At 48.0% G+C, this 26,576-nt stretch carries 24 protein-coding genes; 10 read left to right on the top strand and 14 right to left on the bottom strand.

Annotated features, from left to right (window positions below; translation table 11 throughout):
- Nucleotides 1–4 precede the first annotated feature (4 nt).
- Nucleotides 5–757, top strand: a complete 753-nt coding sequence (locus tag LEPBO_RS0129700) for a hypothetical protein (RefSeq protein ID WP_017291240.1) — start codon at nucleotides 5–7, stop codon at nucleotides 755–757.
- On the opposite strand, the gene ispD is transcribed toward LEPBO_RS0129700, so the two are convergent.
- Nucleotides 735–1,436: a 2-C-methyl-D-erythritol 4-phosphate cytidylyltransferase gene (gene ispD, locus LEPBO_RS0129695; protein WP_017291239.1), complete on the bottom strand. Its 702-nt coding sequence runs from the start codon at nucleotides 1,434–1,436 to the stop codon at nucleotides 735–737. The genes LEPBO_RS0129700 and ispD overlap by 23 nt on opposite strands.
- Nucleotides 1,437–1,560: 124 nt before the next feature.
- Entirely contained in the window at nucleotides 1,561–2,322 is a 762-nt protein-coding gene (locus LEPBO_RS0129690) for a pentapeptide repeat-containing protein (protein WP_017291238.1), read from the bottom strand.
- Between the two features lie 147 nt (nucleotides 2,323–2,469).
- Between LEPBO_RS0129690 and LEPBO_RS0129685 the strand changes: the two genes are divergently transcribed.
- Nucleotides 2,470–3,666, top strand: coding sequence for a WD40 repeat domain-containing protein (locus LEPBO_RS0129685; protein WP_017291237.1), 1,197 nt, complete (start codon nucleotides 2,470–2,472; stop codon nucleotides 3,664–3,666).
- A 101-nt stretch (nucleotides 3,667–3,767) separates the two neighbouring features.
- Here the strand turns inward: LEPBO_RS0129685 and dapB are convergent, their stop codons facing one another.
- Nucleotides 3,768–4,589 carry a 4-hydroxy-tetrahydrodipicolinate reductase gene (gene dapB / locus LEPBO_RS0129680; protein WP_017291236.1) on the bottom strand — a complete coding sequence of 274 codons (822 nt, stop codon included), beginning with the start codon at nucleotides 4,587–4,589 and terminating at the stop codon, nucleotides 3,768–3,770.
- A gap of 95 nt (nucleotides 4,590–4,684) precedes the next feature.
- Nucleotides 4,685–7,129: an AMP-binding protein gene (locus LEPBO_RS0129675; RefSeq protein WP_017291235.1), complete on the bottom strand. Its 2,445-nt coding sequence runs from the start codon at nucleotides 7,127–7,129 to the stop codon at nucleotides 4,685–4,687.
- 268 nt (nucleotides 7,130–7,397) lie between these two features.
- Between LEPBO_RS0129675 and LEPBO_RS43060 the strand changes: the two genes are divergently transcribed.
- Complete coding sequence (locus LEPBO_RS43060) at nucleotides 7,398–7,553, top strand: hypothetical protein (protein ID WP_017291234.1); 156 nt, start codon at nucleotides 7,398–7,400, stop codon at nucleotides 7,551–7,553.
- Here the strand turns inward: LEPBO_RS43060 and hemC are convergent.
- From hemC to psbQ, 3 genes are all read right to left on the bottom strand, one after another.
- Nucleotides 7,550–8,518: a hydroxymethylbilane synthase gene (hemC, locus tag LEPBO_RS0129665; RefSeq protein WP_017291233.1), complete on the bottom strand. Its 969-nt coding sequence runs from the start codon at nucleotides 8,516–8,518 to the stop codon at nucleotides 7,550–7,552. The genes LEPBO_RS43060 and hemC overlap by 4 nt on opposite strands.
- Nucleotides 8,519–8,823: 305 nt before the next feature.
- Nucleotides 8,824–9,900: an NAD(P)/FAD-dependent oxidoreductase gene (locus LEPBO_RS0129660; RefSeq protein ID WP_017291232.1), complete on the bottom strand. Its 1,077-nt coding sequence runs from the start codon at nucleotides 9,898–9,900 to the stop codon at nucleotides 8,824–8,826.
- Nucleotides 9,901–9,948: 48 nt separating this feature from the next.
- Complete coding sequence (gene psbQ / locus LEPBO_RS0129655; protein ID WP_017291231.1) at nucleotides 9,949–10,392, bottom strand: photosystem II protein PsbQ; 444 nt, start codon at nucleotides 10,390–10,392, stop codon at nucleotides 9,949–9,951.
- A 175-nt stretch (nucleotides 10,393–10,567) separates the two neighbouring features.
- Between psbQ and LEPBO_RS0129650 the strand changes: the two genes are divergently transcribed.
- A complete protein-coding gene (locus LEPBO_RS0129650; RefSeq protein WP_017291230.1) occupies nucleotides 10,568–11,746 on the top strand; it encodes an HhoA/HhoB/HtrA family serine endopeptidase in 1,179 nt (392 codons plus the stop codon).
- Between the two features lie 25 nt (nucleotides 11,747–11,771).
- On the opposite strand, the gene LEPBO_RS0129645 is transcribed toward LEPBO_RS0129650, so the two are convergent.
- Nucleotides 11,772–12,095, bottom strand: coding sequence for a DUF760 domain-containing protein (locus LEPBO_RS0129645; protein WP_017291229.1), 324 nt, complete (start codon nucleotides 12,093–12,095; stop codon nucleotides 11,772–11,774).
- A 90-nt stretch (nucleotides 12,096–12,185) separates the two neighbouring features.
- Between LEPBO_RS0129645 and tadA the strand changes: the two genes are divergently transcribed.
- Nucleotides 12,186–12,689, top strand: a complete 504-nt coding sequence (tadA, locus tag LEPBO_RS0129640; protein WP_017291228.1) for a tRNA adenosine(34) deaminase TadA — start codon at nucleotides 12,186–12,188, stop codon at nucleotides 12,687–12,689.
- A 41-nt stretch (nucleotides 12,690–12,730) separates the two neighbouring features.
- On the opposite strand, the gene hemB is transcribed toward tadA, so the two are convergent.
- On the bottom strand, nucleotides 12,731–13,714 hold the full coding sequence (gene hemB, locus LEPBO_RS0129635; protein ID WP_017291227.1) for a porphobilinogen synthase: 984 nt from the start codon (nucleotides 13,712–13,714) through the stop codon (nucleotides 12,731–12,733).
- A gap of 166 nt (nucleotides 13,715–13,880) precedes the next feature.
- Between hemB and LEPBO_RS0129630 the strand changes: the two genes are divergently transcribed.
- Both LEPBO_RS0129630 and LEPBO_RS0129625 read left to right on the top strand, forming a co-directional pair.
- On the top strand, nucleotides 13,881–15,026 hold the full coding sequence (locus LEPBO_RS0129630) for an FIST signal transduction protein (protein WP_017291226.1): 1,146 nt from the start codon (nucleotides 13,881–13,883) through the stop codon (nucleotides 15,024–15,026).
- A gap of 3 nt (nucleotides 15,027–15,029) precedes the next feature.
- A complete protein-coding gene (locus LEPBO_RS0129625) occupies nucleotides 15,030–16,085 on the top strand; it encodes a sensor histidine kinase (RefSeq protein ID WP_017291225.1) in 1,056 nt (351 codons plus the stop codon).
- On the opposite strand, the gene LEPBO_RS0129620 is transcribed toward LEPBO_RS0129625, so the two are convergent.
- Both LEPBO_RS0129620 and LEPBO_RS38665 read right to left on the bottom strand, forming a co-directional pair.
- On the bottom strand, nucleotides 16,077–17,255 hold the full coding sequence (locus LEPBO_RS0129620) for a bifunctional sterol desaturase/short chain dehydrogenase (protein WP_017291224.1): 1,179 nt from the start codon (nucleotides 17,253–17,255) through the stop codon (nucleotides 16,077–16,079). The two genes, LEPBO_RS0129625 and LEPBO_RS0129620, sit on opposite strands and share 9 nt — an antisense overlap.
- A gap of 70 nt (nucleotides 17,256–17,325) precedes the next feature.
- Nucleotides 17,326–18,273 carry a cation diffusion facilitator family transporter gene (locus LEPBO_RS38665; protein WP_017291223.1) on the bottom strand — a complete coding sequence of 316 codons (948 nt, stop codon included), beginning with the start codon at nucleotides 18,271–18,273 and terminating at the stop codon, nucleotides 17,326–17,328.
- Between the two features lie 62 nt (nucleotides 18,274–18,335).
- Here LEPBO_RS38665 and LEPBO_RS0129610 point away from each other — a divergent pair, with 62 nt between their 5' ends.
- Nucleotides 18,336–19,160, top strand: a complete 825-nt coding sequence (locus LEPBO_RS0129610; protein ID WP_017291222.1) for a Cof-type HAD-IIB family hydrolase — start codon at nucleotides 18,336–18,338, stop codon at nucleotides 19,158–19,160.
- 177 nt (nucleotides 19,161–19,337) lie between these two features.
- Here LEPBO_RS0129610 and LEPBO_RS0129605 read toward each other — a convergent pair whose 3' ends face one another.
- Nucleotides 19,338–20,234, bottom strand: a complete 897-nt coding sequence (locus LEPBO_RS0129605; RefSeq protein WP_026149021.1) for a DALR anticodon-binding domain-containing protein — start codon at nucleotides 20,232–20,234, stop codon at nucleotides 19,338–19,340.
- A 265-nt stretch (nucleotides 20,235–20,499) separates the two neighbouring features.
- Between LEPBO_RS0129605 and LEPBO_RS0129600 the strand changes: the two genes are divergently transcribed.
- Nucleotides 20,500–21,219, top strand: coding sequence for a Crp/Fnr family transcriptional regulator (locus LEPBO_RS0129600; RefSeq protein ID WP_017291220.1), 720 nt, complete (start codon nucleotides 20,500–20,502; stop codon nucleotides 21,217–21,219).
- Between the two features lie 250 nt (nucleotides 21,220–21,469).
- Here LEPBO_RS0129600 and ndhD1 read toward each other — a convergent pair whose 3' ends face one another.
- Nucleotides 21,470–23,074 carry a photosynthetic/respiratory NAD(P)H-quinone oxidoreductase subunit D1 gene (ndhD1, locus tag LEPBO_RS0129595; protein ID WP_017291219.1) on the bottom strand — a complete coding sequence of 535 codons (1,605 nt, stop codon included), beginning with the start codon at nucleotides 23,072–23,074 and terminating at the stop codon, nucleotides 21,470–21,472.
- A gap of 151 nt (nucleotides 23,075–23,225) precedes the next feature.
- Nucleotides 23,226–25,298, bottom strand: coding sequence for an NAD(P)H-quinone oxidoreductase subunit 5 (locus LEPBO_RS0129590; protein WP_017291218.1), 2,073 nt, complete (start codon nucleotides 25,296–25,298; stop codon nucleotides 23,226–23,228).
- A 301-nt stretch (nucleotides 25,299–25,599) separates the two neighbouring features.
- Here LEPBO_RS0129590 and LEPBO_RS38660 point away from each other — a divergent pair, with 301 nt between their 5' ends.
- Entirely contained in the window at nucleotides 25,600–26,544 is a 945-nt protein-coding gene (locus LEPBO_RS38660; protein ID WP_017291217.1) for an SGNH/GDSL hydrolase family protein, read from the top strand.
- Nucleotides 26,545–26,576: the final 32 nt, after the last annotated feature.

Genomic DNA, 26,576 nt, shown 5'->3' with positions numbered 1-26,576 from the left:
TGAAATGTCAACCCCCTTTGTTGTGAAATTTCAAAGTCACGAAGCTGCGATCGCGACCGTGCAATCATTGCAGGAGATGAAAGCAGCGATCGCTGATATGTCTATCTCTGTCAATCGTCCAGTGCTGGTGGTGATTGGCGGAGCCAGTAAGATTAGTGCTGCTGATTATGAACTGATACAGCAACTGTTTGTAAAAGTTCTTGCCCCGATCGCTCAAAAATGGCAAGCAGCGATCGTCGATGGTGGAACGGATACGGGTGTCATGCAGTTAATGGGTCGAGCACGGCAGCAGATTCAAGGAACATTTCCGCTGATGGGAATCGCCCCGGTGGGACTAGCAACTTTACCGGGTCAAGGAATCGACTCGGAACATGCTGCACCCTTAGAGCCACATCATTCTCATTTCCTACTCGTTCCAGGATCAAATTGGGGCGATGAATCATCCTGGTTAGCAGCAGCAGCATCCGAGATTGCGCAGTCGGCACCCTCTGTGACGGTTTTGTTAAATGGTGGCGAGATCACTTGGGAAGATGCTTTGCAAAATGTCACGGTTCAGCAGCGACCTTTGATTGTGATTTCAGGCAGTGGACGTGCAGCGGATTTGATTACGGCAGGCTTGCGAGGAGAACCAACTGACGATCGCGCGATTCCTTTAATCGACTCGGGACGAGTTCAAGCGATCGAGCTAACCGACTTACACCAATTGGGCAAGACGATTGAGGCGATGTTTGCCGCTAATCCCGTTGACGCAGGATAAATTCCGCAATTGCTAAATCCATTGGCGTTGTGACTTTCAAATTCGTCTCTTCTCCTGGAAGAATTTGCACAGGCAGTTGACACTGTTCAAATAACGCTGCATCGTCTGTGACTTCCCAGCCTTGAGTGCGTCCTTCTAAATGACATTTTTTCAACAAGGGCACCGAAAATCCTTGCGGAGTTTGGGCTGCCCACAATTGCGATCGCTCTGGAGTCGAGGCAACTAGACCCTCTGAGACGACCTTAATCGTGTCTTTGACAGGAATTGCTGCAACCAATCCATCACAGGTTTGCAAGGCTTCTGTACAGCGATCGAACAGTTCTGGAGTTGCTAAGCATCGCGCGCCATCGTGAATGAGCACCTGTTCTGCTTCGGGCGGCAGGGCTTGAAGTCCGTTGTAAACCGATTCTTGGCGAGTTGTCCCGCCTTGAATAAAGTGAACAGGCTTGGTCAACTTCAGAGATTGCACGATCTCTTTGAAGTCATCCCAATCGAACGGCTGTCCGATGATGCCAATCCAAGTAATCGTTTGAGATGCTTCTGCGGCAAGCAGTGTCCAGGCAAGAATCGGCTTTCCCAAAAGATCAAGCAGTAATTTGTTGCGGGGAGCTTTGTTCTGGCGTTGCCACGCGCTGCCCATGCGCTGCCCTGAACCTGCCGCAGGAATTAATAAATACACGTTCTCTCAATCCAAGTACACTGACAAAAATAAGGCGATCTCATCCTCATCTGCTCATGCCTGCTTGCTTACGGGCGAGTCAGATCAGGACAAAAAATCGATTTGCTGTTGTCAGTTTATCAGCCTAGCGACAGCCTAAACTCACCCGAGTATCAGTGTTCGTCAAGGTATTCGAGCCGCCTGCTGTCTGACACAGTTGAGCGACCGTGTCCGAATCGAGTCTTGCACCCGAAAAATCAGCATTCGCGATCGTTGTACTTGTAAAACTAGCTCCGCGCAAATCAGCATTTCTAAACACCGCATTGGTCAAATCGCTCGAATCAAACCTGACTCCTGCGAGTTGAGCATTGTCTAATCGAGCATTTCTGAGATACACCCCAACCAACGGTTGATTTGTGAAGTTCGCACCTGTCAAATCTGCTCCACCAAAGAATGTGTTGCCTAACGTTGCGCCTTGAAACACTGCGCCTACTAATCGAGCCGATCCAAAATCCGTATTCAGCAGATACGCATTTGTAAAATTTGCTTGGGCGAGAATCGCTCGGCTCAAAGAAGCCCGACTAATATCGGCTCCTGTGAAATTCACTCCTGAAAAGTCACTAATTCGGCGCTCACTCGATCGCGCATTCACGATCAGTTCCCCGGCTTGAATCCCGCTGAGATTTGCTCCACTGAGATTAGTGCCTCTAAAATCTGTGCCAAACAATGAGGTATTAATCAGCTTTGCATTACTGAGATCGAGGTTTGCCAAACTCGTGTTTGTGAGATCGCAACCGTAACAGGTCTTGGTCGATCGAAATTCTTGAAGTTGCTGCGAATTTTCTGCCCGCGCTGAGACTGCCAATAAATTCGTCAAAACTGCGATCGTCAACCAGCTTTTTTTCATCACGTTCCTTCCAATCCAAAAATCTAAAACCCTTTGCGTAGATCTAGCTAGACCTTATCAAAACTTTAACGAGAGTTCATCAGTAACACCGTAGAGCGAATCAGACTCAGAGTGAACACTGGCGGTGATCCCCCTTGGTGAGAAGCTATGTTCCAAGACTCATCGATCGAAGAAATGCCTGTTGTGTTGGATCGCCTTCCTGATTCAGTCTCCGATTTGTTTCAAGATGCTGGAGTTTGGTTTGATCCAGTAGACTACCCGCTACGTGAAGGAGATCCGGATTGCGATCGCATCTCTCCATCTCTTAAGAAAACAGTACAATCCGATTTCACCACTAGAAAAGCCACTTTACATGCTCTGCAAACTTTGAATCCTGGCAATGCTTTGCGACGTATTGCGCTACATCCTGATGGGAAAACACTTTTAAGCGTTGGTTCTCTTACCCGTACTAGCCCATCTGAACTCACGAATACGGTGCAGATTTGGAATTGGCGCACGGGTCAGCGGCTCTTTTCCTTGCAAGGACATACCGCTCCAATTACCGCAATGGCGCTGAGCCAGGATGGCAAGACTTTAGTCACCGGAAGCCAGGATTGCACGATCAAGGTTTGGCAAGTTGCCACCGGGGAAGAACTAACGACGCTCAAAGGTCATCACAGCCCAATTACCGCGATCGCCATTAGTGCAGACGGGCAGATGGTGGTCAGTAGTGGTTGCAATCAGTATGAGTGGCTAGGTCGTCGCGCGGATCTGACGGTACGCGATCGCAGCTTACGCATCTGGAACCTGCCTCAAGGCGAAAATACTCACATCTTGCCTTGTCTGACTGATGTTCCGATTCTTGCGGTCGCCATGAGTGGAAAAGGCTTGCTCAAGATCGAACAGCGCCCCGAAGCCATTAGCTTAAAGACGGGCGAAGCTCGCTTTAGCTTAAATTGGCTCACACCGTATGAGCAATGGCTCGACATGACTCCAGATTGGCAGCGTGTTGCAACGATCGTGGGTCGGCAGGTCTGGATCCGCAAAGTGGCAACGGGTGAGATCCGCTGTCGAATTCAGCTTGACCCAGCCGATGGCGCGCCACATGTCGCTGCGCTCAGCCCCGATGGTCAATGGTTTGTCGCAGGCTATCAGCGAGTTGATATCCATCCGAAACACCGAAATTATGCGCGTCGCCAGAATCTTTTGAGAATTTGGGATGCAGAGACGGGGCAATTGTTAAATAGCCTTGGGCAAGCAGATTTAGGTCAAGGACTGTGGCAAGCTGTCCAATTTAGTCAAAACAGTCGCTACTTAGTGACCAGCGTTGAGAGTGGGTTAAAAGTTTGGCAATGCGATCGCTAAAGTCGAAAAGACCTGTTTATTCTCGCGTTTCGACTGCGCTCAACCTTCTAGATCCTAGATCTTTACGAGTTGAGTGCAGCCGGAACCTGACCTAACGCAAGCTAGATAATCTTTTCCAATCCATAGACCAAAGACTTCAACGAAATCACTTTCCGAATCGAGAGCAACACGCCAGGCATGTAGCACGTGCGATCGGTTGCGTCATGCCTCAAGGTATAAATTTGCCCTGCTGCACCGAAGATGATTTCTTGATGTGCGACTAGCCCAGGCAGGCGAATACTGTGAATGCGAATGCCTTCTTCTGCCTGTGCGCCTCTTGCGCCTGTGATCTTTTCGGTTTCATGCACAAGCGGCTCATTGTAAGTCTTACCCAGTTCTGCGAGCATCTGCGCCGTTTGAACTGCTGTTCCGCTCGGTGCATCTGCTTTTTGATTATGATGAAGTTCAATAATTTCAACATGATCGAAATACTGAGAAGCTTGAATTGCAGCTTGCTGCATCAGCACAACCCCGATCGAGAAATTGGGCACGATCAAACAGCCCGTACTTGCCTTATCTGCAAATTCTGCTAATTCTTGAATCTGTCCCGCACTCAGTCCGGTGGTTCCGACAACAGGACGTACCCCATACGCGATCGCGGATCTGACATTGTTATACACAGCATCGGGGTGAGTCACATCCACGACGACTCCCAACTCTTTTTCTTGAGAGAGCATTGCCATCATCGATTCATATTCGTTGGTCACGGGGACTTCCAATGCTCCGCAACCAATGACTTCACCGATATCTTCTCCGAGATATTTGGGATTTTTCGCCAGTGCGCCGATTAAATTCATATCCGGCGACTGCGAGACGGCTTTAATAATTTCCCGCCCCATTTTTCCGGTCGCTCCATTGACGACCACTGGAATCCGACCCGCCATATGATGTTCCCAAACTCAGCTTTCTTATCTTAAGGGGCGATTCTGCCAACCCGCTAAACAATTCTTCTGGTTGACACAGAATCCGCATGCGGATTTTATAGGGCAGTTGCATCGATCTCAGCTTGAGTCGATCGCCGATTTGCCAGAAAGGACTGTACGGTTTGAACTCCTGCCCACACTGCAATTCCGCCGAAGATACCTGCAACTGTATTCACCCAGGGATTCTCGGTATGTCCGACAGTACTGACGATATGGATAAGGATCATGTGGAACAGATAGATATAGTAGGTTGCGGCTCCAACAGTTTGGAGTGGCGATTTGATGAATTGAGGAATTGGAACGGTAGGAATCCAGAGCAGTAATGTGCCTCCGAGCACCATCCACACGGCATAGGTGTAACTGATATAGGCATAGCTCAGACGAGTTAAGATTGGAACCAGTGCCCAGAGTAGACTTGTTGAGACTGCTTTTTGTTGTTTGGTGTGAGCGAACTGAATGATCCAACCCATCGAGAACATCCAAAGTAGCATGTGGGGCAGTCGGTCATACAAGTGAGCAGTATTCCAAACCGCGCCTACTCCAAGCTTGGCAATAATTCCGATAACTAGGGTCGCTAATCCAAATTCCCAAGGAGAGACTCGTGCAAATTGTCTCAGAGGTTTGAGGGTGAACAGTAACGAGAAAAGCAGAATGATTTGGACTAACACACTGACAAACCACACTGGGAAAATCGCAGAGACTTCTGGATTCACAAAGTTACTGAATAAGAAGAGCACACTCAAGTCGAAGTCCCGTTTCCAGAGTTGATAGCTGAGGGAAATGATGAGATAAGGCGTGACCAGGTTGCGGAGCAGGGAGAGAATGGGTTGAACGAGTCGCCCTTGCACCAAGGCTTCAGATTGAAATCGAGCGAGGTTGGCTCCTGCGATCATCAAGAGTAGGAATGCGCCCCCAGAGAAATTCATGAGCCCCGCGTGATCGGCAACGACGACGAAGATCGCGATCGCTCTCAAAATGATATTAGTTTCAATCGGGCTGAACGCCTTTTTCTCAGGTGTGAGTGTTTCTAACTGGGCGATTGACAGATGCTCCCAGCCTTGTGGCAAGTAGCCTAGATGCCGCTCCAGTTCCATCGCGAGTTGCACATACGACAACGAATCTCCACCCAGTGAGATAAACGTATCTTCAGGCTGAAGATGCCGCAAGTTCAACAACCGACAGAACGCGGATTCAATGTAATTTTTCCGCTTCGGATCGACTGTTTCGACAGTCGCGGTTGGTGTCTGCTGAGTATACCAGTCTGCAAGTTGTCGGCGTTGCACTTTTCCGGTTGCTGTTTTTGGAAGTTCATCGAGTTCGACAATTGCGATCGCATTGCCTGCATTGACGCCAAACTCTTGAGTTGCTTCTAACACAGCGTCTCGAAGTTGAGATTTATCGATCGTCACTGCCGGAGTCACGGCGACCAAAAAACCTTCTCCCCGTACTGGATCTGGTTTACGACAAATTGCCAGCCCGGTTGTATACCCAATTTTTTCATAGAGCTTTGTCTCAAGGGCTTCTGGATGAACTTTCAGCCCTCCACAGTTAATCACATCATCGGCTCTGCCTTTGTAATACAGCAGTCCATGCTCCAAACTTCCTAAATCTTTTGTGATCAGCCATCCGTCTGCATCTGGAATCGGGGCTTCTTCTCCTTCGATCAGATAAGTCTGCGCTACATGCTCTCCTCGAATGGCAATCCGCCCATCTTCGGTTAACTGCACCTCAACCGAGCCGATCGCTTTGCCAACGGATTCGAGTGCTTCTCCCTCAGCGTTATGCAGTTCGAGTAATGTTGTTCGAGAAGCCTCAGTTAAGCCGTAATGCTGAACAATCCGCGCCTCTGGAAAGAGAGCTTTCATGGCTTCTTTTTCCTGTCGGCTCATATACTGGCTTCCAATCTCGATCCAGCGCACACGTCTGCCCGCATTCCCAATCAAATCTGAATTTGCCAATAACACTCGCCACAGACTCGGAACCGCTGAAATCGCGTTAATCTCACCGCGTTTCAGCATCGCACCGATTTCAGCTGGATTGAAGCCTGTTTCCGGTAAGTAAAGCTGTCCTCCAACCGATGAGATCGCTCTTGCTCGCCCAAATCCGAAAGAATGATAGACCGGAACGCCAATATACTCCCGAATCTCATCAGTGACCTGCATCAAGCCATTGAGTCGGCTAACGACTTCTGCCAAATTGCCGTGGGTCAGTAAAACGCCTTTTGGTTTGCCTTCAGTTCCAGATGTAAAAGAAATAACCGCAGGCTCATGACTCGTAGAAGGTTTGAAGCCTCGACTCATCCAGCCTGCTTCGGAGGTTGGAGTGAAGACACGATCGACTTTTGCAGCATTGATGCGATCGTGATCGTCTCCGTGTTTAAGCGGGACTGCAATTTCTTCGGATTCAAGACAAGTCAATATCGCATCAAGATAGCCTGTGGAATTTAGGGCGACAATTCCAAGGCGCGTTCTCACTGAGTTTCGAGTTTCATCGATCGTCATAGTTCAAGTCAATTTTGCTTGCGACTGACGATTTACCCTAGCTAATTTTGCTTAGATTTAGCAGTATTCTGACGAAGACTTTGTAATAACAAAACAATTTTACGTAATACTAACTCAGTAATCTCCCGCAGGCTAAAACCGTTAATTCAACCGGGGTATAGAAATATCTTGGATTACTATTAGTCTACATTCAGTGAATAATTTAGGAAAACTTGATGGAGCGTGTTAATCGCGATCACCGATTTGCCAAAAACGCCTGCAAGGTTTGATGCCGAGCCAGACACTCAGTCCACCTCATGTTGCTAAGATTGAACAAACTGAATCAGCGCATCATACCAACAGACCAAAGCGATCGCATTCCTCTCAGACTGATCTAGAAGGGATGCGATCGCTCAAGTACACTAGTGCAGCAATTGTGGGTTAGCCGCGATTAATTGTGGCAAAGATATCGTTGAGAATTTCTTGTGCGCCTTGCTCTTTTGCTCGGTGAGCCAGTTCGGTTCCTAATTTCTCAGCATCGACTGCCGCACCAGAAACGCTATCTTTCACAAGCTTTTTGCCATCTAAGCTAGCAACAATTCCGGTCAAGGTGAGTGTGTCGCCTTCAATCTTGGTATTGACACCGATCGGAACCTGACAGCCGCCTTCTAGTTCTCGCAAGAAAGCCCGCTCTGCATAGCACCGATAAGCAGTGGGCTGGTGTTCTAGCACTTTGAGAATTTCAAGAATCTCAGTATCGCCTTCACGACATTCAATGCCTAATGCACCTTGTCCAACGGCATGAAGCGAGATGTCAGATGGAATGAGTTGATGAATACGATCGCTTAAATCCAACCGATTCAATCCTGCCGCCGCCAAAATCAGCGCATCATACTCACCCGAATCCAACTTTGCCAATCGCGTGATCACATTTCCACGCACATCTTTGAAGCTGAGATGTGGATAGTGATGCCGCAATTGTGCTAGCCGCCGCAGTGAAGAAGTTCCAATCACTGAACCTTCGGGTAACGATGCTAAGTCTTTATCCTTGTGCTTTTCATGGACGACCAAAGCATCTGCGGGGTCTTCGCGTTCCGTCACGCAACCTAGCATCAACCCTTGGGGCAATCGAGTCGGCAAATCTTTCAAGGAATGCACTGCGAAATCGGTTGTGCCATTGAGCATTCCATCTTCAAGTTCTTTGGTAAATAAACCTTTGTCCCCAATTTTCGCCAATGCCACATCAAGGATCTTGTCGCCTTGAGTGTTCATCGTATGAACTTCAAACGTGTGTTGAGGAAAAGCTTTCTGTAACTGCTCCTGCACCCAATAAGTCTGAACTAAAGCAAGCTGACTTTTGCGTGAAGCAATCCGAATAGTACGAGTTGGGCTAGAAACAGTTGAGGACATAATTAACGGAAAGTTGGTACGAGCTTATCAAGTGACTATTCTTCACCTTACCGCAGTGTGTTGCCCGATTTGCGCGTCAACTCCGCCGAATTCGTTACAGATGATTAAGCAACTGATTGTAATTGAGGATTGAGAAATCGCTCGATGGTGTCTTGGGTTTGGCGTAGTCTCCAAACTGTACGTCTGTGGAAAAGGGGAATCAGGTAAGGCGTGTCAGTTTAGCTCTTTCGGTAAAGGTTGATTGAATGTGTAAAGCTGGAGCATCGAAACCTGCTGTTCAGATTCAGTATTACTGCCTGTCGAGATTATATAGATGAATCAATTTGTAGAATTTTTGCTTTGACTTGCTCTGCGGTTGCAGGGGCAAGCAATACTCCATTTCGATAATGTCCAGATGCGAGTAAAACATTGGGCTGAACTTCTTCAATCACTGGGGCCGGACGACCCTGCGGACGCGGACGCAACCCAAACCACGATCGCACAACTTCCGCCCCTTTGAGATTTGGACAAAACGCGATCGCTTGCTTCATCACCGCATCAAACATTTCTCGATCGGGCGGCAACACTTCTCCTGATTCTGTTGGAAACTCAACGGTTGCACCGACCCAGTATTCAGCATTTCCAAGTGGGACAATATGCACATCATTCCCTGTGATTACAGGCAAATCTGAATTACTTAGCGGTTGAGGTAAGCGTAGATGAATCGCTTGTCCTAAGACAGGACGAATATCAACGGCTGAAATCTCACGCGATCCAATTCCTGCTGAAATTACAAGATAGTCCGAGTCGATCGAGCCTTCAGAAGTTTGAGTCTGGTGCCCTTGCATCCCCAGTACTTTTGCTCCAAACTTGAAGGCTACACCGCGCATTTTTGCGCCTTCAATCAAAGCTTGAGTGAGTGCGATCGGATGAATTTGTCGATCGCTCGGTGAATAAACCGCAGCACTGGCTTGCTGTAAAAACGGAAACTCTGCATTCAACCGTTCTCGATCCCAAAGCTCTAACGGTAAATCCTGGTTGCGCCGCACTTCAATCAAACGATTCCAGACGGTCAAATCATCTTCTGGAAATTGCAGCATCAAAATTCCCTGACGATTAAACAGAATGGATCGTCCGGTTAATTCTGCTAATTGAGGAACTAAGTGGTTATAGTACTGAATTCCAAACAGTCGCATTCTCAAATTGCGACCTTTTTCTTTTTTACTAATTGCACCCATCAAAACGCCGAGCGCTGCCCCTGTCGAGCTTGGGCACTCTTTCACATCGGCTTGAATTGGGGTCGGCTGCGCGTCTACAACCGTAATCTCGAGGTCTGGAACTTGGCTCAGTTCATAAGCGATCGTAGCGCCAACTACACCACAACCTGCGATCGTCACTTTCATAAATGATTAAGGCGGAGAAATCACACTTTTCATTCTCCGCCTTAAGCCTTAACCTTGCGGAATCAATTTATAGAATGATTCCACGTCTTTCACCGTTTCTCCATAGTAGCGAACAGCGACTTTGTAGTTATTTTCTGCAGATGCTTGGTCGATCTCAACCAAATCATTCGCGATCTGTTTTGCGAGATCCCGTGCAGCTTTTTGCTCTTTTGGCAACAAATCAGTCGAAATGCGACCCATCAGGATGCGCATTTCTCCCAAAGGCCCATGAATGAAATTGCGCGCGAAAATGAAATCTTCTTTCTGAATTAACTCTTGCAATTCGGGCAATCGCTCAGTTAACTGCTGCAAGTCCGCTGTATGACCCTGAATTTCAGCAATTCTGTCGGGAGTGTAGGTCGGCTTCACCGCTGCCGGTCCGCCACATCCCACCATCACAATTGCTAGGAGAGTACAACAAATGAGTCCCAAAATAGACCGATACTTTGACATAACCTTAATTTCTAAATCACTGGGTTACCGCGCTCTCAAAGGGTTTTGAGTCACAGCTTATGTAAAGGAGTGTATCTCAAAACGTGCCTACACCAAAGCCTCCTGTTTACAAATCGCCACCGTAATCGAAAGGCAAAGATAAACTAGGATTGTCACTGTTTTTTGCGCTTAAGTTATGGTTCTCTCCTTCAGACAGGTCGCGATCGCCGCTTCATTATTGACGGTCGGCGGCGGCGCGGGTTTGGTTGCCAATCATTATTTGGTCAATCGCGGTCAGGGACAGCCGTTTCAGGTGCAGCTTGCTCCACCGAGTTCGGTCTCCGTTGCGGCGAATGGCAGAAATAATGAGAATTTTATTTCGTCTGCTGTCGATCGTGCAGGTCCCGCAGTGGTGCGAATTAATGCCGTACGACGGGTGTCGAGCAATGTGCCAGAAGCTTTGCGTAATCCAGTGTTTAAGCGATTTTTTGGCGACCAACTCCCTGCGCCTGAAGATCGAGTGGAGCGGGGAACGGGTTCAGGCTTCCTATTAACCGCAGATGGTCGATTGTTAACGAATGCGCATGTGGTCGATGGAACGGATACGGTAGAAGTGACGCTGAAGGATGGGCGTACGTTTGAAGGGCGAGTCGTTGGCAGTGATCCTGTAACCGATGTCGCGGCGGTGAAGATTGACGCGAATCAGTTACCCACAGTGACGCTTGGCAATTCTAAATCAATTCTGCCGGGGCAATGGGCGATCGCGATTGGCAATCCCCTTGGCTTAGATAACACGGTGACGGCGGGAATTATTAGCGCGATCGGACGATCGAGCCGAGAAGTGGGCGTTTCCGACAAGCGAGTCAGTTTTATTCAAACCGATGCAGCGATCAATCCCGGCAATTCGGGTGGTCCGTTACTCAACGATCGCGGAGAAGTGATTGGGATCAATACGGCAATTCGAGCCGACGCTCAAGGGCTAGGATTTGCGATTCCGATTGAAACGGCTCAGCGCGTTGCAGAACAGCTTTTCACCAAAGGCAGCGTCGATCATCCCTATCTTGGAATTCAAATGATTGATCTCAGTGCTGCGATTCGGGATGAACTGAATAAAGAATTGGATGGCAAGACTCAGGTGACTGAGGAGCAGGGCATATTTATTGCCCGAGTTGCAGAAAATTCTCCAGCCGCGCAAGGGGGGCTGAAACCAGGCGACATCGTTCAGAAGATCAATGGTACGCCTGTCAAAACGTCTTCAGATGTACAAGCACAAGTGGAAGGTAGCCGCATCGGAACGCCGCTTGGAATTGAGGTGAAGCGCGGCGGCAAGACCGAAACGTTGCAAGTCCGCCCAGGAGCATTTCCGAAGCGATAGAACTAGAGAGGATAGGGCGATCGATTTAAAGGTCGCCGATTTGATCTTCGAGTTCCATGCGCTGTTCCATTTGGCGCAAGAAGTAGCCTGTCAGCATGGCAGAGGCGAGCAGTCCTGCGAGATTTTCGCGATCGGTGGTAATTTTGACGTTGAAGCCGTCACTGGGTAGGACACCGACTAAGCCTTGAACGTTGTGCGAAACGATTTGTTTGACTTGTGGGCTAACGGTACGCGCAACACGTTCTAAAACTTCCGGAGGTTGATGCTGGAGATAACGAAGGAGCGCATTCGCATCATTCGCTTCTGCATCGGTATGAAGGAAATTTGCACGGTCAGGATTAAATGCCATTGAGTTCCATTAAAACCTATCCAATTATTTTGGCATTTCTTTACAGATTCGCCCACACTGAAACGAGACAAAATCAAGTCTTTAAACTGTATGCCGTTCCGGATTGCCCCCCCTGAGATTGATCATCCTGAATATCTTCGCCATCGCAATTGGATGCAGCGATCGCTAGAACTTGCAGAACAGGCGGGAAATGCAGGAGAAGTGCCAGTAGGGGCAGTAATTGTGCGAGGCGATACGGTGATCGCAGAAGGCGAAAATCGGCGAGAACGCGATCGTGATCCGACGGCTCATGCCGAAGTTTTGGCGTTAAGGCAGGCAGGACAGGTGTTAAACAGTTGGCATTTAGAAGACTGTACACTGTATGTCACTCTGGAGCCTTGCCCAATGTGTGCGGGTGCGATCGTGCTAGCGCGCTTAGGATTGTTAGTCTATGGTGCGGATGATCCAAAAGCAGGAGCGGTCAGAACTGTATTGAATCTGCCGGATAGTCCAGCGTCAAACCATCGCTTAACCGTGTTAGGTGGAATTTTAGAAGCACCTTGTCGGGAGCAGTTGCGGGATTGGTTTCGGCAGAGGCGCGATCGTCGGAAGTAGGGGAGTCGGGAAACTTCTCCATGCCCCGATTCCCCATTAGACTACGCTCCTAACCAACGCGCAGCATCTTTCGCATGATAGGTGAGAATTAAATCTGCACCCGCGCGCTTAAAGCTGAGCAAGGTTTCCATCACCACCCGTTCCTCATCAATCCATCCATTCAGCGCTGCTGCTTTCACCATTGCATACTCGCCCGACACATTGTAGGCAGCGACCGGAAGATTGCAGGCTTGCTTCACTTGATGAATGATGTCCATGTAGGCTAGAGCAGGCTTCACCATGAGCATATCTGCTCCTTCGGCAATGTCCAGTTCGATCTCTTTAATTGCTTCGCGTGCATTGCCCGGATCCATCTGGTATGTGCGGCGATCGCCAAATTGCGGAGTTGATTCTGCGGCATCGCGGAATGGGCCATAGTAAGCCGAGGCATACTTCGCGGCATAAGACAGAATCGGAATATCCTGGAATCCTGCTTCATCCAATCCTTCCCGAATCGCAGCAACGAAGCCATCCATCATTCCAGAAGGCGCAATGATATCGGCTCCAGCTTTGGCTTGAGAAACCGCAACTTTCTTCAACAGGTCCAACGTTGGATCATTTAAGACGCGACCTGTTAAATCGCCGACTTCCAAAAATCCACAATGACCGTGCGAAGTATACTCACACAAGCAAGTATCTGCAATCACAATCAACTCTGGAACCGCTTCTTTCACCGCCGTTGCTGCTTTCTGAACAATTCCGCAGTCGTGCCATGCTCCAGTGGCATCTACATCTTTGTCGGCTGGAATCCCAAACAAGATAATCGACGGAATGCCCAAGTCGTAGACTTCTTTGGCTTCTTCAACGATTTTATCGATCGATAATTGATACACGCCAGGCATTGATCTGACTTCGGTCGCCACACTTTCACCTGGAACGGCAAACAAAGGATAGATCAAATCACTCGTTGTTAGGACATTTTCGCGCACCATGCGGCGCAGTTGAGGATGGGTGCGTAACCGACGAGGGCGATGAGTTGGAAACATAGGAATATCAACTTCGATAAAAAATCCGAATCAATTCGGGGAGACTTTACAAGTCTAAAACGTGGCTGGAACCGAACGACTGAAGGTAACGAACTGTAAAATGCCTTTGTTAGGTTAATTTGCGCGATCGGGCATGTTAGGGGAAATCTCACCTTAGAGAAGCCCTATGCTGAAAGCGATTGTCGGACACAGTAACGATCCAGATTCCTCCAGCGCCATTGCAGAAGTCATTGCTCAATGTCAAGCTGCACTGAATGGATTAACACCGAATGCAGGCATGTTATTTGCCGCGATCGACTTTGACCACGCTTTGATTTTGCAAGAGATTGATCAAGCCTTTCCAAACCTTGAACTGATTGGCTGCACAAGCGATGCAGAATTATCCGATACGCTGCAATTTCAATACGATTCGATCGTGCTGACGCTCTTTTGCTCAGATGAAATTGAAATCCGCGCCGGGGTCGCGCGGAATCTTGGTGAAGATGCGATCGCTGCCACACGATCGGCAGTTGAACAGGCAACAGGTGCTCAACCACCTCGACTCTGTATCACCATCCCAGAAGGCATCAAAACCAATGGAACCCTGATTCTCAAGGGATTACAAGCTGCATTAGGAGAACAGTTTCCGATCTTTGGCGGCATGTCAACTGACAATTATCGGTTTGAAGCGACCTACCAGTTTTATAAGACTGAAGTATTGACCGACGCGGCTCCGATTCTGCTGTTTTCTGGTGCAGCGCTGAAATTTTCATATGGAATCGCCAATGGATGGGAGCCAATTAGCGTCTCTAGCCAAGTGACCAAAGCGCGAGGCAATTGCGTTGTAACGATTGGAGAGCAATCTGCTTTATCGTTTTTTCGTGAACAACTCGGTGGTGCAGATCCCGTTCCCCAGAATCCTTTAGCAGTTTTTGAAGCGGGAGAGCCTGAGTTTTACTTGCGGGGGTTTAGTGGATTTGATGAGACAACAGGAGAGGTGCACTGTCTGGCAGATGTGCCTGAAAACTCGATCGTCCAAGTGAGTACTGCAGGTCGTGAAGATATTCTTGCTGCGTGCAAAACTGCGATTCAGCAAGCGACCCAATCTTATCCCAGCCCCCATCCAACGATCGCTTTAATTTTTAGCTGTGACTGTCGCTTCAAACTGTTAGGCAGTCGAGTCACAGAAGAATACGATTTGATTCGAGATTGTCTACCTGCTGAAGTAGTTTGTAGCGGTTTTTATACTTATGGAGAACTTTCCCCACTTCATGAGTATGGGGCAACTCGGTTACATAATATGACGATCGTGACCTTGCTTTTGGGGACTTGATGGATGGATTGCGAAGCGTTAAAACAACGAGTGCAAGAACTGGAAAAAGCAAATCGGATTCTTGAGAAGAAATTAAAACGCTCGGAATCGAGTCAGGCTGAACTGGAAAGAACGAATGATCTGAAAGAGGCTCTCTTTAGAAAAGCAATTCGGGATTTACAAGTTTCACAGGAGACCGTTCAAAAAAGTCATGAAATCCTACAGCAGCAGGCTGCCGAACTCGAACAAGCATTGTCGAATCTCAAACTGACTCAAGCTCAGTTGATTCAGAGCGAAAAAATGTCGAGTTTGGGGCAACTGGTGGCTGGGGTAGCGCATGAAATTAATAACCCAATCAGTTTTATTTATGGGAATTTACGCCATGCTCAGGAGTACGCAGAAATATTAGTGCAGATGATTCGGGCATATCAGAATAGCTCGATCGAGGAAATTCAAACGCTCAGCGAAGAAGTCGATCTCTCGTTTGTGTTGCAAGACTTCTCCAATGTGCTGCGATCGATGTCATCAGGAGCGGAGCGCATTGAAGAGATTGTGAATCTATTACGGACATTTTCGCGGCTGGATGAAGCAGAACTGAAGTCAGTCAGCCTGCATGAAGGTCTGGAAAGTACGTTGATGATTTTGGGATCACGGCTGCGGGGCAGAGTGAATCGGCAAGAAATTCGGATTGTGCGCACCTATGGAGAATTGCCCAAGATCGAATGCTATGCCGGGCGAATAAATCAGGTGTTCATGTCATTGTTGAGCAATGCGATCGACGCGTTGGATGTGCGATCGCAAAAATCAGAACCCGACTGGCAACCCCAACTGACGATCCGGACAGAAATTGATTCGGACTGGGTACGAGTCGGAATTGCTGACAATGGAACAGGGATTCCAGAAGCGATCCAAACGCGAATCTTTGACCCATTCTTTACGACAAAGCCGATTGGTCAGGGAACAGGATTGGGCTTGTCGATTGCGTACCAAATCATCACAGAGCACCATCGCGGCAAATTGAATTGTCATTCTGTTGTTGATCAGGGCACAGAATTTTTAATTGAGCTTCCACTACTTTGAGAACAAGCGGAAATAAAGCGACTGAAAGAACTCCTTGATCGGAAAAAGAATGTAAGTGATCGGATTAATCGTCACAATGATGTCGCGAAAATCTCGTTTCGCGAGTGCCACGATCGCCCAAGCGACCCCAGAGGCAGACATCACCCCATAAGGATTTAACTGACTCTTAAAGGGTCCTAAAACCAACTTGCGGATAATACAAGGTGCATCTAATCGCCGCAGGGTAATCAAATCTCCTAAAGCTCGCTTCGATAGCTCATAAAGCGGACTCAGCGCCGGATTCACTTCAGCCTCAGAGGTATTAATCCAAAGTTCTTTGAGCGCTTTGTGCGAAGATTCGGTGACTGTTTCAAGGAATAGCTCTGCGAGTCTCCAAGTTGAGAATGTATTCACTTCATAGGAAGTCTGGATTGCGGCTGGTGTGCGATCGCCATAGACATTGACGCCATGATTCAGAATGAAGATGTCTACCTTTTGCAGCCGCGATCGCAATTCTTCTTCCGCTCCAATTTGCCAGTGCAGCACTTCTATGCCTTCAGCAAACGCGCGATCGCTCGTCGTTAGCGCAACAACTTTCGCTCCATGCTTCGATAGCTCTGCAATCAATGCTTGCCCTAATGCTCCGGATGCGCCAGTAATAGCCACTGTTTTGCCTTTCAGCGCCAAACTTGTCCCTAACAATTTGTCCACAATTGTAAAATGACCACAATAATAAGCATTCTGATCATCAAAATGATGTCGCCAATGGTAGGTTCGATTCACAATCCAAGGCTTGGGCAACTCAATTAAGTCACCGGGCTTATGAGTCACATCGGTTTGCAGCAGTAACCCTTGCGATCGGGCAACAGCTGGAATTAAGAAGACCAGCGAATACAAGCAACCGATCCATAAAACAGGCAATTGAGTACAGGCTGCCAGAATTGCAGCGGCACCTAGCATCGCGATCGCTTCTGGCACATCATTATTGAGTTGCGCCTTTTGGTACATCTCTAAGCTTGTAATCGTTAAATCAGGACGATAAGCCTTGTGATGTAAATTGTGTCCTCGCTTTAGTGGCTGCCAGTAGTGTCCAGCAATGTGGTAAGCGTCTCGCACCAGTTCCGTGAACACGATCGCAGACGCTCCCAAGAGGCATTGAATAGCAATCTGAGGCAAAAGGGAGAAATCCATGAAGTGGGTATAACGTAATGCTTCTTAATAATTCTTTCCCTACTTTACCTTGAGTCTGTCGATCCAAATCTTAATTCCAATCCATTTCGCGACTGGATTGATCCGATCGCAGTGTTTCAAAGGGATGTTGTAAATCGTCTTGCGCTTCTTCGATCGAGATGCACACCTGTACCGGGCCATAGCGATCGCGAATGGCTCCATCGATCTGCTCGATAATCCATTCACTCGCTCCCAGAAAGTCTGGATGCACGAAAACTCGCATTTCGACTAAAACTTGTCGCCCGACGATTCCGCGCGATCGCACGTCATAACATTGGGTCACCCCTTGCACCTGTCTGACCATTTGCCCGATCGCTTCAGGTGCAATTGCAACTTGTCTGACCATTAACGGTAATTGCCAATTTAAAACCCGCCAGCAGCTCAATCCGGCGGTAATTACCATGACGATCGCCAACAAGGGATCAAGCCAAGCATATCCCTTCCAAATTCCCAGGAGTCCCAGGAGCAAAAACATCGTCAGCCAAGCGTCCTGCAAAATCTGACGCGCATTCACTTTCAAAATCGAGCTATCGAGCGTCCGTGCCACTTTTCGCTCAAAAAACGCTAAGCCCACACTGGCGAGAGACACGATCGCGAGCAGTCCAATCACAGATAGCCGCATCCGAATCGGTGGCAGGATAGCTAGCGTAGGCTGATTGGCTAATTGCTCGATGGCGGTTCCAGACAAACTGAGGCAGGCAAATCCTAATAATGCGACTAGCAGCAACGCCAACATTGCTTCCAACCGACTATGCCCCCAAATTTCTCGCCCTGGGATGCGATGGGGTGAAGAGATTGCAATTAAACCGAGCACTGTACTGAAGCCATCAATAACAGTATGAAGACATTCAGCCACGATCGCTAAAGATTTTGTTGCCCAAGCTGCACCCACTTTTACAACTAACATGAGTAGCGTCAGCCAAAGTGTCATCAATAGAATTTGGCGGCTTACTCCTTTTTGATTTCTGACTTCAGCCATAACGCGCTCTAAGGTAGGAGGATGATGGAAAAGGCTGACATCCCTCACCCTGAATTTAAGTTATGCAGCACTCTGATATTCGATTATTGGTCTTAGACATTGACGGGACAATCGCAGGCAAGTCTAATAATATCCGCGAACCTGTGCTTGCAGCGATTTCCGACGCACAGAATTCTGGGGTGCAAATTGCGATCGCGACGGGTCGCATGTATCGCTCTGCACTGCGCTTTTATCAAACCGTGGGGTCTTCTCTGCCGTTAATTGCCTATCAAGGCGCATGGATTCAAGATCCTGCGACGAATCAGATTCTACGGCAATGGTCAGTTCCCAAAGCACAAGTCTTGGAACTGCTCGACTATTTTGAGCAATCGCATCTCCGAGAATTGTTATCAATTCATTTCTATATCAATGACGATCTCTATATTCGATCGATGACTCCGGAGACGGCAGCTTATGTTCAGCGATCAGGCATTGTCCCAATCGAAGTTGGGGATCTGCGGAATACATTAGATATGGAACTGACAAAAGTTTTGGCGCTCAGCGACGACACTGAACTCATTGATACGATGCTGGGGTCGCTTCAGAAGCAGTACACTCCTGCTGAGCTTTACCTAACAAAATCTGTCGCAACGTTCTTTGAGGCAACGAATCCGGCTGCAAATAAAGGAACGGCTGTGAAGTATTTAGCTGAAGAAATTCTGGGTCTGAAGCCTGAGAACGTGATGACGATCGGTGATAACTTCAACGATCTCGAAATGATTCAATATGCTGGAATTGGGGTGGCAATGGGAGATGCTCCGGGCGGAGTCCAACAATATGCCGATTGGGTTGCGCCGAGCGTTGAAGCAGATGGAGCTGCGATCGCCATTCGGAAATTTTTGCTTTAAAACAGAAAGAACGCCGACGACTGGCCGTGTTTCGTCTCGGCGTTCTAACTGGTTCGCTCCTCACACTCCAATACTATAGGCGGGTTCAATAGCTTTGTCACGTGTTTGTCGATAAAAATTCGTTATGTCGATAACATGACGACGGTGTGACAGGATAAAACGATCCCGAATCGAAAATTAAAGTGTTTCCGGCGCTACAACACCAAGTCCCTGCTCTAAAAGCTGTTTTAACAGCCAATGAGTAATCATTACTAAAGCTAATCGACATTGTGCCACCTGAAGATGAATTGTGTCGTACTTTACAATTTGGCAATTCTGATAAAAAGTCTGAAAGGCTTCACTCAGAGAAATAGCAAGGGTTAGAGGATTTGTCTCCTCCCATTCATCTAGCGTCGCGATGATTTGAGACAGCAACTCTGATTCTTTTTGTAATAAAAATTTACTTTCGTTCAGCCATTTAGCTGAATCATTTTCTACACTTTTATCTATGTGATTGGAACGAGATGCCATCTCGATCAGGGCGGTGCATCGCGCGTAACTGTACTGACAGAGGAAGATTTTAGAGTCACCGGAGGATTCGCGCTTCAGTCTGAGAAATGACCTGTCAGAAGCTCTGTTCGTCTCATCGGTGCAGTGAGAAAGGATTTCCTGAAGATATTTGGCGATCGCGCGATCGCCAAATTCAAATACCAATCTGCCCGGCTCTAGGTAAGTCACCGTGAGATCACGGAGAAGCTGATTTTCAGTTTCTTCATCCGAAAGATTAGATGGAGAGTGTCGCAGAAAGTGAATGATTTTGTCCGCAATTTCCGCAGGTGTTGAACTGGATCTCGCCCCCAATTGCAAGGCGATTGTCGAGGCATATGCCACTACCGAAGTCGCACTTTTAACTCGTTTTAAAGCAGGGCGAGGCGCTAGAAGCTTGATGATTTCTCGGTTTTTTTGAAAGTCTGAATTCTCGATCGACTGATTTGCTACTTGAACATCTTTCCGTAGGGAGATTGCCTCATAAATTTTCAGCAGTAACAATGAGCGGAGCGTAGGATAAGTGATCTTCGGTAGGTTACAATTCACAGTAATTACGGTTTGCGCTCTGAAATGGGATAGGTTTCGGTTTAAAAAGTTCAAAAATACCAGCATTTTATGGTCAATTCTGTAAAGATCACCGTGATCTCACTGGCGATATGTCATTTTCTAAGTATGATCTCGTAAGTCAGTGAAATTTAGGCAACCTTACAGCGATTGCTCATCCTACCTGGTTCGCCTGTGACTTGATTGCAATCTCGCTGACAACTCAGCGCTTGTCAAAGTCCCATTGTTCTCAAACAGCCTATAACTTATGTACTCAGTTAATTCTCCTCAAAATTCCGATGCGGCTCGTCCATTCCTAACTTGGCAACGAATTATCGATTGGGCACAAGAGCATTATCGTGTCCGCAATTTTAGTAAAGATGAGCGGGTTCCGACTCGCCCCGGTTTGCTCTATTTGGTTCAGAAAGGTGCGGTTCGGTTAGTTGGAACGGCGCAGGTGAATGCGACAGGCGGCAATGCATCCCGTTTGGCTCGCATCAGTCCTGAAGAAGCATTTTTGGGATTTGTTGGAACGGGTCAACCGTTTGAAATTGTTGCTCAATCACCGTTTACGCTCCAAGCCTACGCACATGTGGATCAGACTTCGGTCGTGTGGATGTACTGGCACGATCTGGATAATTGGCCACATTTTCGTCGTGAGGTATTGGATGCGTTCCGGTATCAGCATCAGCGGAAGTTGCTGTGGTTGAGTACGTTAGGTCAGCGTCGAACGATCGATCGCTTACTGGGCTTCTTGACGCTCTTGATCGAAGAGTATGGGGAACCGACTGATGAAGGGTATTGCCTACCGTTCCCATTGACGCATGCGCAAATTGGAAGCGCGATCGGATCTACACGGGTGACCGTGACGCGGTTAATGGGTAAATTGCGTCAGAAAGGCATGATTAAGACTCAGGGTGACAATCTACTATGCTTGCCTACCGATTCAGTGATTACTCGGTCAGAAGGAAAGTTGAACGAAAATTAGATTGGGCTGGTAGCTGTAGAAGGTTGAAGTTAAAAAACGCGGGGTTCCTAAGTGGAATGCCCGCGTTTTTTCAGTCATATAAATGAAGAGAAGCATCTAGTCAACCGCATTAATTTTGCGGAGTGGGGAGATGGGGAGTGGGGGGTAGCAACCATGATTTCAGATCTTCACTTTTATCCCCTATCCCTCTATCTCCCCATCGAATTTAGGTGAACTACTTGGAGATGATTAGAGAGTTGAATCTAGCACATTAGCGAATCGAAGGAGCCGAGACTGCTGGCGTGATGGCAGCTTTGCTGTCGCTGAGCGCGATCGCATTCGTTCCCTTGCGATCTGCTAAGGTCGGCACTTCATCTCGCAGACGTGCCGTTAACTGCAAAGTTTTCGAGTCATAAATCTGTGTCAGCATTTTCGGATAGAAGCCGATGCCGATAATGGGAACCAGCAACGAGGCAATGATAAACACCTCACGCGGCTCTGCATCGATCAGATTTTCGTGTGACGTTAACTCTTTATTTTCAGGACCGTAGAAGATCTCACGCAGCATCGACAATAGATAAATCGGGGTGAGAATGACTCCGATCGCAGCCAGTGCCACGACAATTACCCGGAACGTCATGCTGTAAGCATCACTGGTCGCAAACCCAACAAACACCATCAATTCCGCTACAAATCCGCTCATTCCAGGCAATGCCAAGGATGCGAGCGAACATGCCGTAAACATCGAGAAGATCCTCGGCATCTGTTTACCAACGCCGCCCATCTCGTCCAGCATCAAGGTGTGAGTACGATCGTAAGTTGCTCCCACTAAGAAGAACAAACTCGCTCCGATCAAACCATGCGACACCATTTGTAGCACTGCACCGCTTAAGCCTAAATCAGTAAACGATGCGATCCCAATCAGCACAAAGCCCATATGGGAGATCGAAGAGTAAGCAATTTTCCGCTTGAGGTTGCGTTGTGCAAATGAAGTTAATGCCGCGTAAATGATATTCACGACACCCAGAATCACTAGTGCTGGAGCCACGATCGCATGAGCCGCAGGCAGCATTTCTGCATTCATCCGAATCAAGGCATATCCGCCCATCTTCAAGAGAATTCCAGCCAGCAACATATGCACGGGTGCAGTTGCTTCCCCGTGAGCATCCGGCAACCACGTATGCAACGGGATAATCGGCAACTTCACCGCATAAGCGATTAAGAAAGCCGCATAAATCCATAACTGAAAGTTGACCGGGAAGCCTCGATGCGCCAAGGTTTGCATATCGAACGAAGGCGTATCGCCATAAAACGCCATCGCTAATGCCGCAACCAAAATGAACAGCGAACCGCCTGCGGTGTACAAGATAAACTTTGTTGCTGCATACAACCGCTTTTTCCCGCCCCAAATTGCCAGCAAGAAATAGACCGGAACGAGTTCTAATTCCCACGCTAGGAAGAACAGCAGTAGATCTTGAACGGCAAATACAGCGATCTGTCCGCCGTACATTGCCAACATGAGGAAATAAAATAGGCGTGGCTTGAAGGTCACAGGCCATGCTGCCAAAATTGCCAATGTCGTAATAAATCCAGTCAGAATCACCAACGGCATCGACAGCCCGTCCACGCCAACTGACCAATTGAGATCAATTTGAGGAATCCAGGCATAGCGCTCGACGAGCTGCATCTCTGGGTTGGAGAAATCGTACTGGGTGTAGAACGTATAGACAATGAGCAGAAAATCAAGCAATCCGACAATTAGGGAATACCAGCGAACGGTTTTGCCATCTTTGTCGGGGAGGAAGGGAATGGCGAGTGACGCAACGATCGGGAAAAGAATGATCGTGGTCAGCCAAGGAAAATTTGCTGTCACCATGCGTACTGTTAAGATTTGTTTATGAGTAGCAAAAGAATTCGTATGGATTCGTGATATGACAATCCTAGTCGGTTCTTTCTGAAACCTCAGGATTGTTAAGACTATTTGCAGATGGAGCAGGGTGAGGCGAACCCCACCCTGTGCCAGCCAATCAGGTGATACCGGAGAAGACGACTAATCCTAGAACTGCGATGAAGATAATCAGCGCATAGAATTGAGCGCGCCCATTATCGAAGTATTTCAGTCCTTCGCCGGTTAAGACGGTGGCGAGTCCAGCGAGGTTGACGACCCCATCTACGACTTTGGAATCCACTTCTAAGACTTGGCGAGCTAAGCGACGGCTTCCCATCACAAACACTTCGTTGTAAATCTCATCGAAGTACCATTTGTTCTTGGACAAGCGATATAACGCAGGGAATTTGGCTGCGATCGCGCTGGGATCGATTTTGCCTCGCAGATACATCAGCGATGCCAACGTGATTCCAATCAAAGCGATCCCAACTGAATTTCCGCCCATGATCAGGAATTCCGTCAGGTTTTCCTCACCCGCTTCCGCCGCAACTTGTACAGCCTCGCTCGGTGCATGGATGAAATGCTCAAAGTAGTTTGCGAACGGCGTTCCGACTAAACCAATCAGCATGGATGGAATTGCCAGAATCATCAACGGCAGCGTCATCGTAATCGGAGATTCATGCGGTTCGCTGTCGTGGTGATGATCGTGATCATGATCATCTGCGGGTGCTTCGATCGTGAGTTCACGAGGATCCATTGCGCCAGGCCCAAAAGCTAAACCTGCGAGTTGAAGCTGCTCGTTTTTGATGGTTTGCTTGACATCAGCGCTCTCGCCTCGAAATTCGCCTTCAAACGTTGTGAAGTACATCCGGAACATGTAGAACGCTGTGATGCCAGCCGTTGACCACGCAATTGCCCACATCACCGGATTCACAGCAAAGGTCGAACCCAAAATTTCATCTTTTGACCAGAATCCAGCAAAAGGCGGAATTCCACAAATGGCTAATGTTCCAATCAAAAAGGTCGTGGCAGTAATCGGCATGTATTTCCGCAAACCGCCCATCATTCTCATATCTTGAGCGTAGGCTGCATCGTGACCAACCACTGCTTCCATGCCGTGGATCACTGAGCCGGAACCTAAGAACAGCATTGCCTTGAAATAAGCGTGAGTCATCAGGTGGAATAATCCAGCGCTATAAGCTCCAACGCCCATTGCCATCACCATGTAGCCAAGCTGCGACATCGTTGAATACGCTAAGCCTTTCTTGATGTCGTTTTGCGTAATCGCGATCGATGCTCCCAAAAAGGCAGTAAAGCATCCTGTCCAAGCGATCGTATCCATGACCACCGGAATGCCCTCAAAGACGGGGAACATCCGCGCGATCAAAAACACACCTGCTGCAACCATCGTCGCTGCGTGAATCAAGGCCGAAATCGGAGTCGGACCTTCCATTGCGTCTGGTAGCCACACATGCAAAGGAAACTGCGCCGATTTTGCGACTGGTCCTAAGAACACCAAAATCGCGAACAATGCTGCGATAAAGCCACTGAGCGATCCCGTTGCCACCATTTCTTGCAAGCGGGTGCCGATTTCTCCGAAGTCAAAGCTTCGAGTTGCCCAGTATAAGCCCAAAATTCCAAGTAATAATCCAAAGTCACCGACTCGGTTGGTTACAAATGCCTTTTGACAAGCATCTGCCGCAGCTTTGCGGGAAAACCAGAACCCGATCAGCAAATACGAACACATCCCCACCAATTCCCAGAAGATGTAGACCTGTACCAGGTTTGGACTGATCACCAAGCCTAACATTGAGGAGCTGAAGAGGCTCAAATAAGCATAAAAGCGTACATAACCCGGATCGTGTGCCATGTAGCCATCGGTGTAGATCATCACCAAGAAAGCTACAGTCGTGACAACCACCAGCATCAGCGAGGAGAGTGGATCAATCACATATCCCATCGTTAGACGGAAATCTCCGGCTGCTGCCCACTCGATCGATTGAGTGTAGGGGGCATGTCCTTGAAATTGGCTCCAGAAGAGAGCAAACGCATAGGTCATCGCCGCGCCGATCAAAGACACGATGAAGATAGAGTTCGCTTTTCGGAGCTTGTTGACATCCTTATTGAAGGTAATCAGCCCGAAGCCCACTAACATCGCGCCTGCCAGGGGCAAGACGGGGATGAGCCAGGCGTATTGATAAATCGATTCCATCGCTCGCGCCCAAAGTTTAAGAGTTCGTTACATTACCAGAGTAGTCAATTTCGGTTGCCCTGGTTCATTCTGGATTGTAAGCCAGAGTTATCAATTTTCTTGATAGTCTCTATCATCCAGGATTTCCAATTTGTTTATAGACAACATCTGCATACAGAAGGGTAAAACTGGTAGATTCTCTTAACAATTCGCAGCAAAATTCAGCGATCTTTTAACTGCGTGAATAAAAATTGCGGCTCTAAAAGTCTCAGCTTTATCTGGTTTACACTCAGATTCGACATGCTGTGTAGCATTAAATACAATGAAACCCCAATTTTTTGCAGTTAAGCTGGCAATTCTCACCTGTTTAGTTCCGGTAAGTGCTCAGGCTCAAGCGATCGCAGGGTTTACAATTTTTGGTGACAGTCTTTCAGATAATGGCAATGCGTTTAGAAATACAAATGGTTTAGTTCCACCGAGTCCGCCATATGTAAATGGTCGTTTTACGAATGGAGTTGTTTGGATTGAAGATCTTGCGACAAAATTGAATTTGACCCCGACTACGATAAATTTTGCATTCGGCGGAGCCACAAGCGGCACTAACAATACCATTACGCCGCTACTACCTGGGGTCACAACTCAGGTGAATGGCTTTTTACAATCTTCGCCTTCTGTTAGTCCAAGTCAGGCGTTTGTCGTTTGGGCAGGAGCGAATGATTATCTGGGCGGTGGAATCACAAATCCAGCGATCCCGGTTGGAAATATCGGTGCGATTTTGCAGCGTTTGACAGCAGCAGGAGCGAATAAGCTAGTTGTACCGAATCTGCCGGATTTAGGGCGGGTTCCAGGGACGGTAGGAAATCCGGTGCAAAGTGCGGGATTGACGCAGCTTTCAACCGCGCATAATCAAGGATTGCAGGCTACTTTACGATCGCTTGCCCAAAGTAATCCGAATTTGAGCATTGTTCCGATCGACATTAATGCGCTATTTAACCAAGTTCTCAACGATCCGGCACGATTTGGCTTTACGAATGTCACGCAGGCTTGTCTTGGAACTGGTGCAAACTGCGACCAGTTTTTATTTTGGGATCAATTGCATCCGACAGCCAGAGGGCATCAGATTATTTCAGAATATGCGTTCTCGCTGTTGAGTGCGCCGTTGTCGATCGCGCCTCAGACTGAAATTGCATTAGGCGTGGCACGTCGTCCTTCCAGGGATTTAGACGGTCGAATTTTAGCGCTTCGGCAAAACCCTAACCCAACGTGAGTTCGACGAGGGAAAGTAGCGCAAAAGAAAAG

The sequence above is a fragment of the Leptolyngbya boryana PCC 6306 genome, assembly GCF_000353285.1.
Classification (GTDB): domain Bacteria; phylum Cyanobacteriota; class Cyanobacteriia; order Leptolyngbyales; family Leptolyngbyaceae; genus Leptolyngbya; species Leptolyngbya boryana.
The sequence above is the reverse complement of the archived record's forward strand: the minus strand, read 5'-3'. Positions and strand labels throughout refer to the sequence as shown.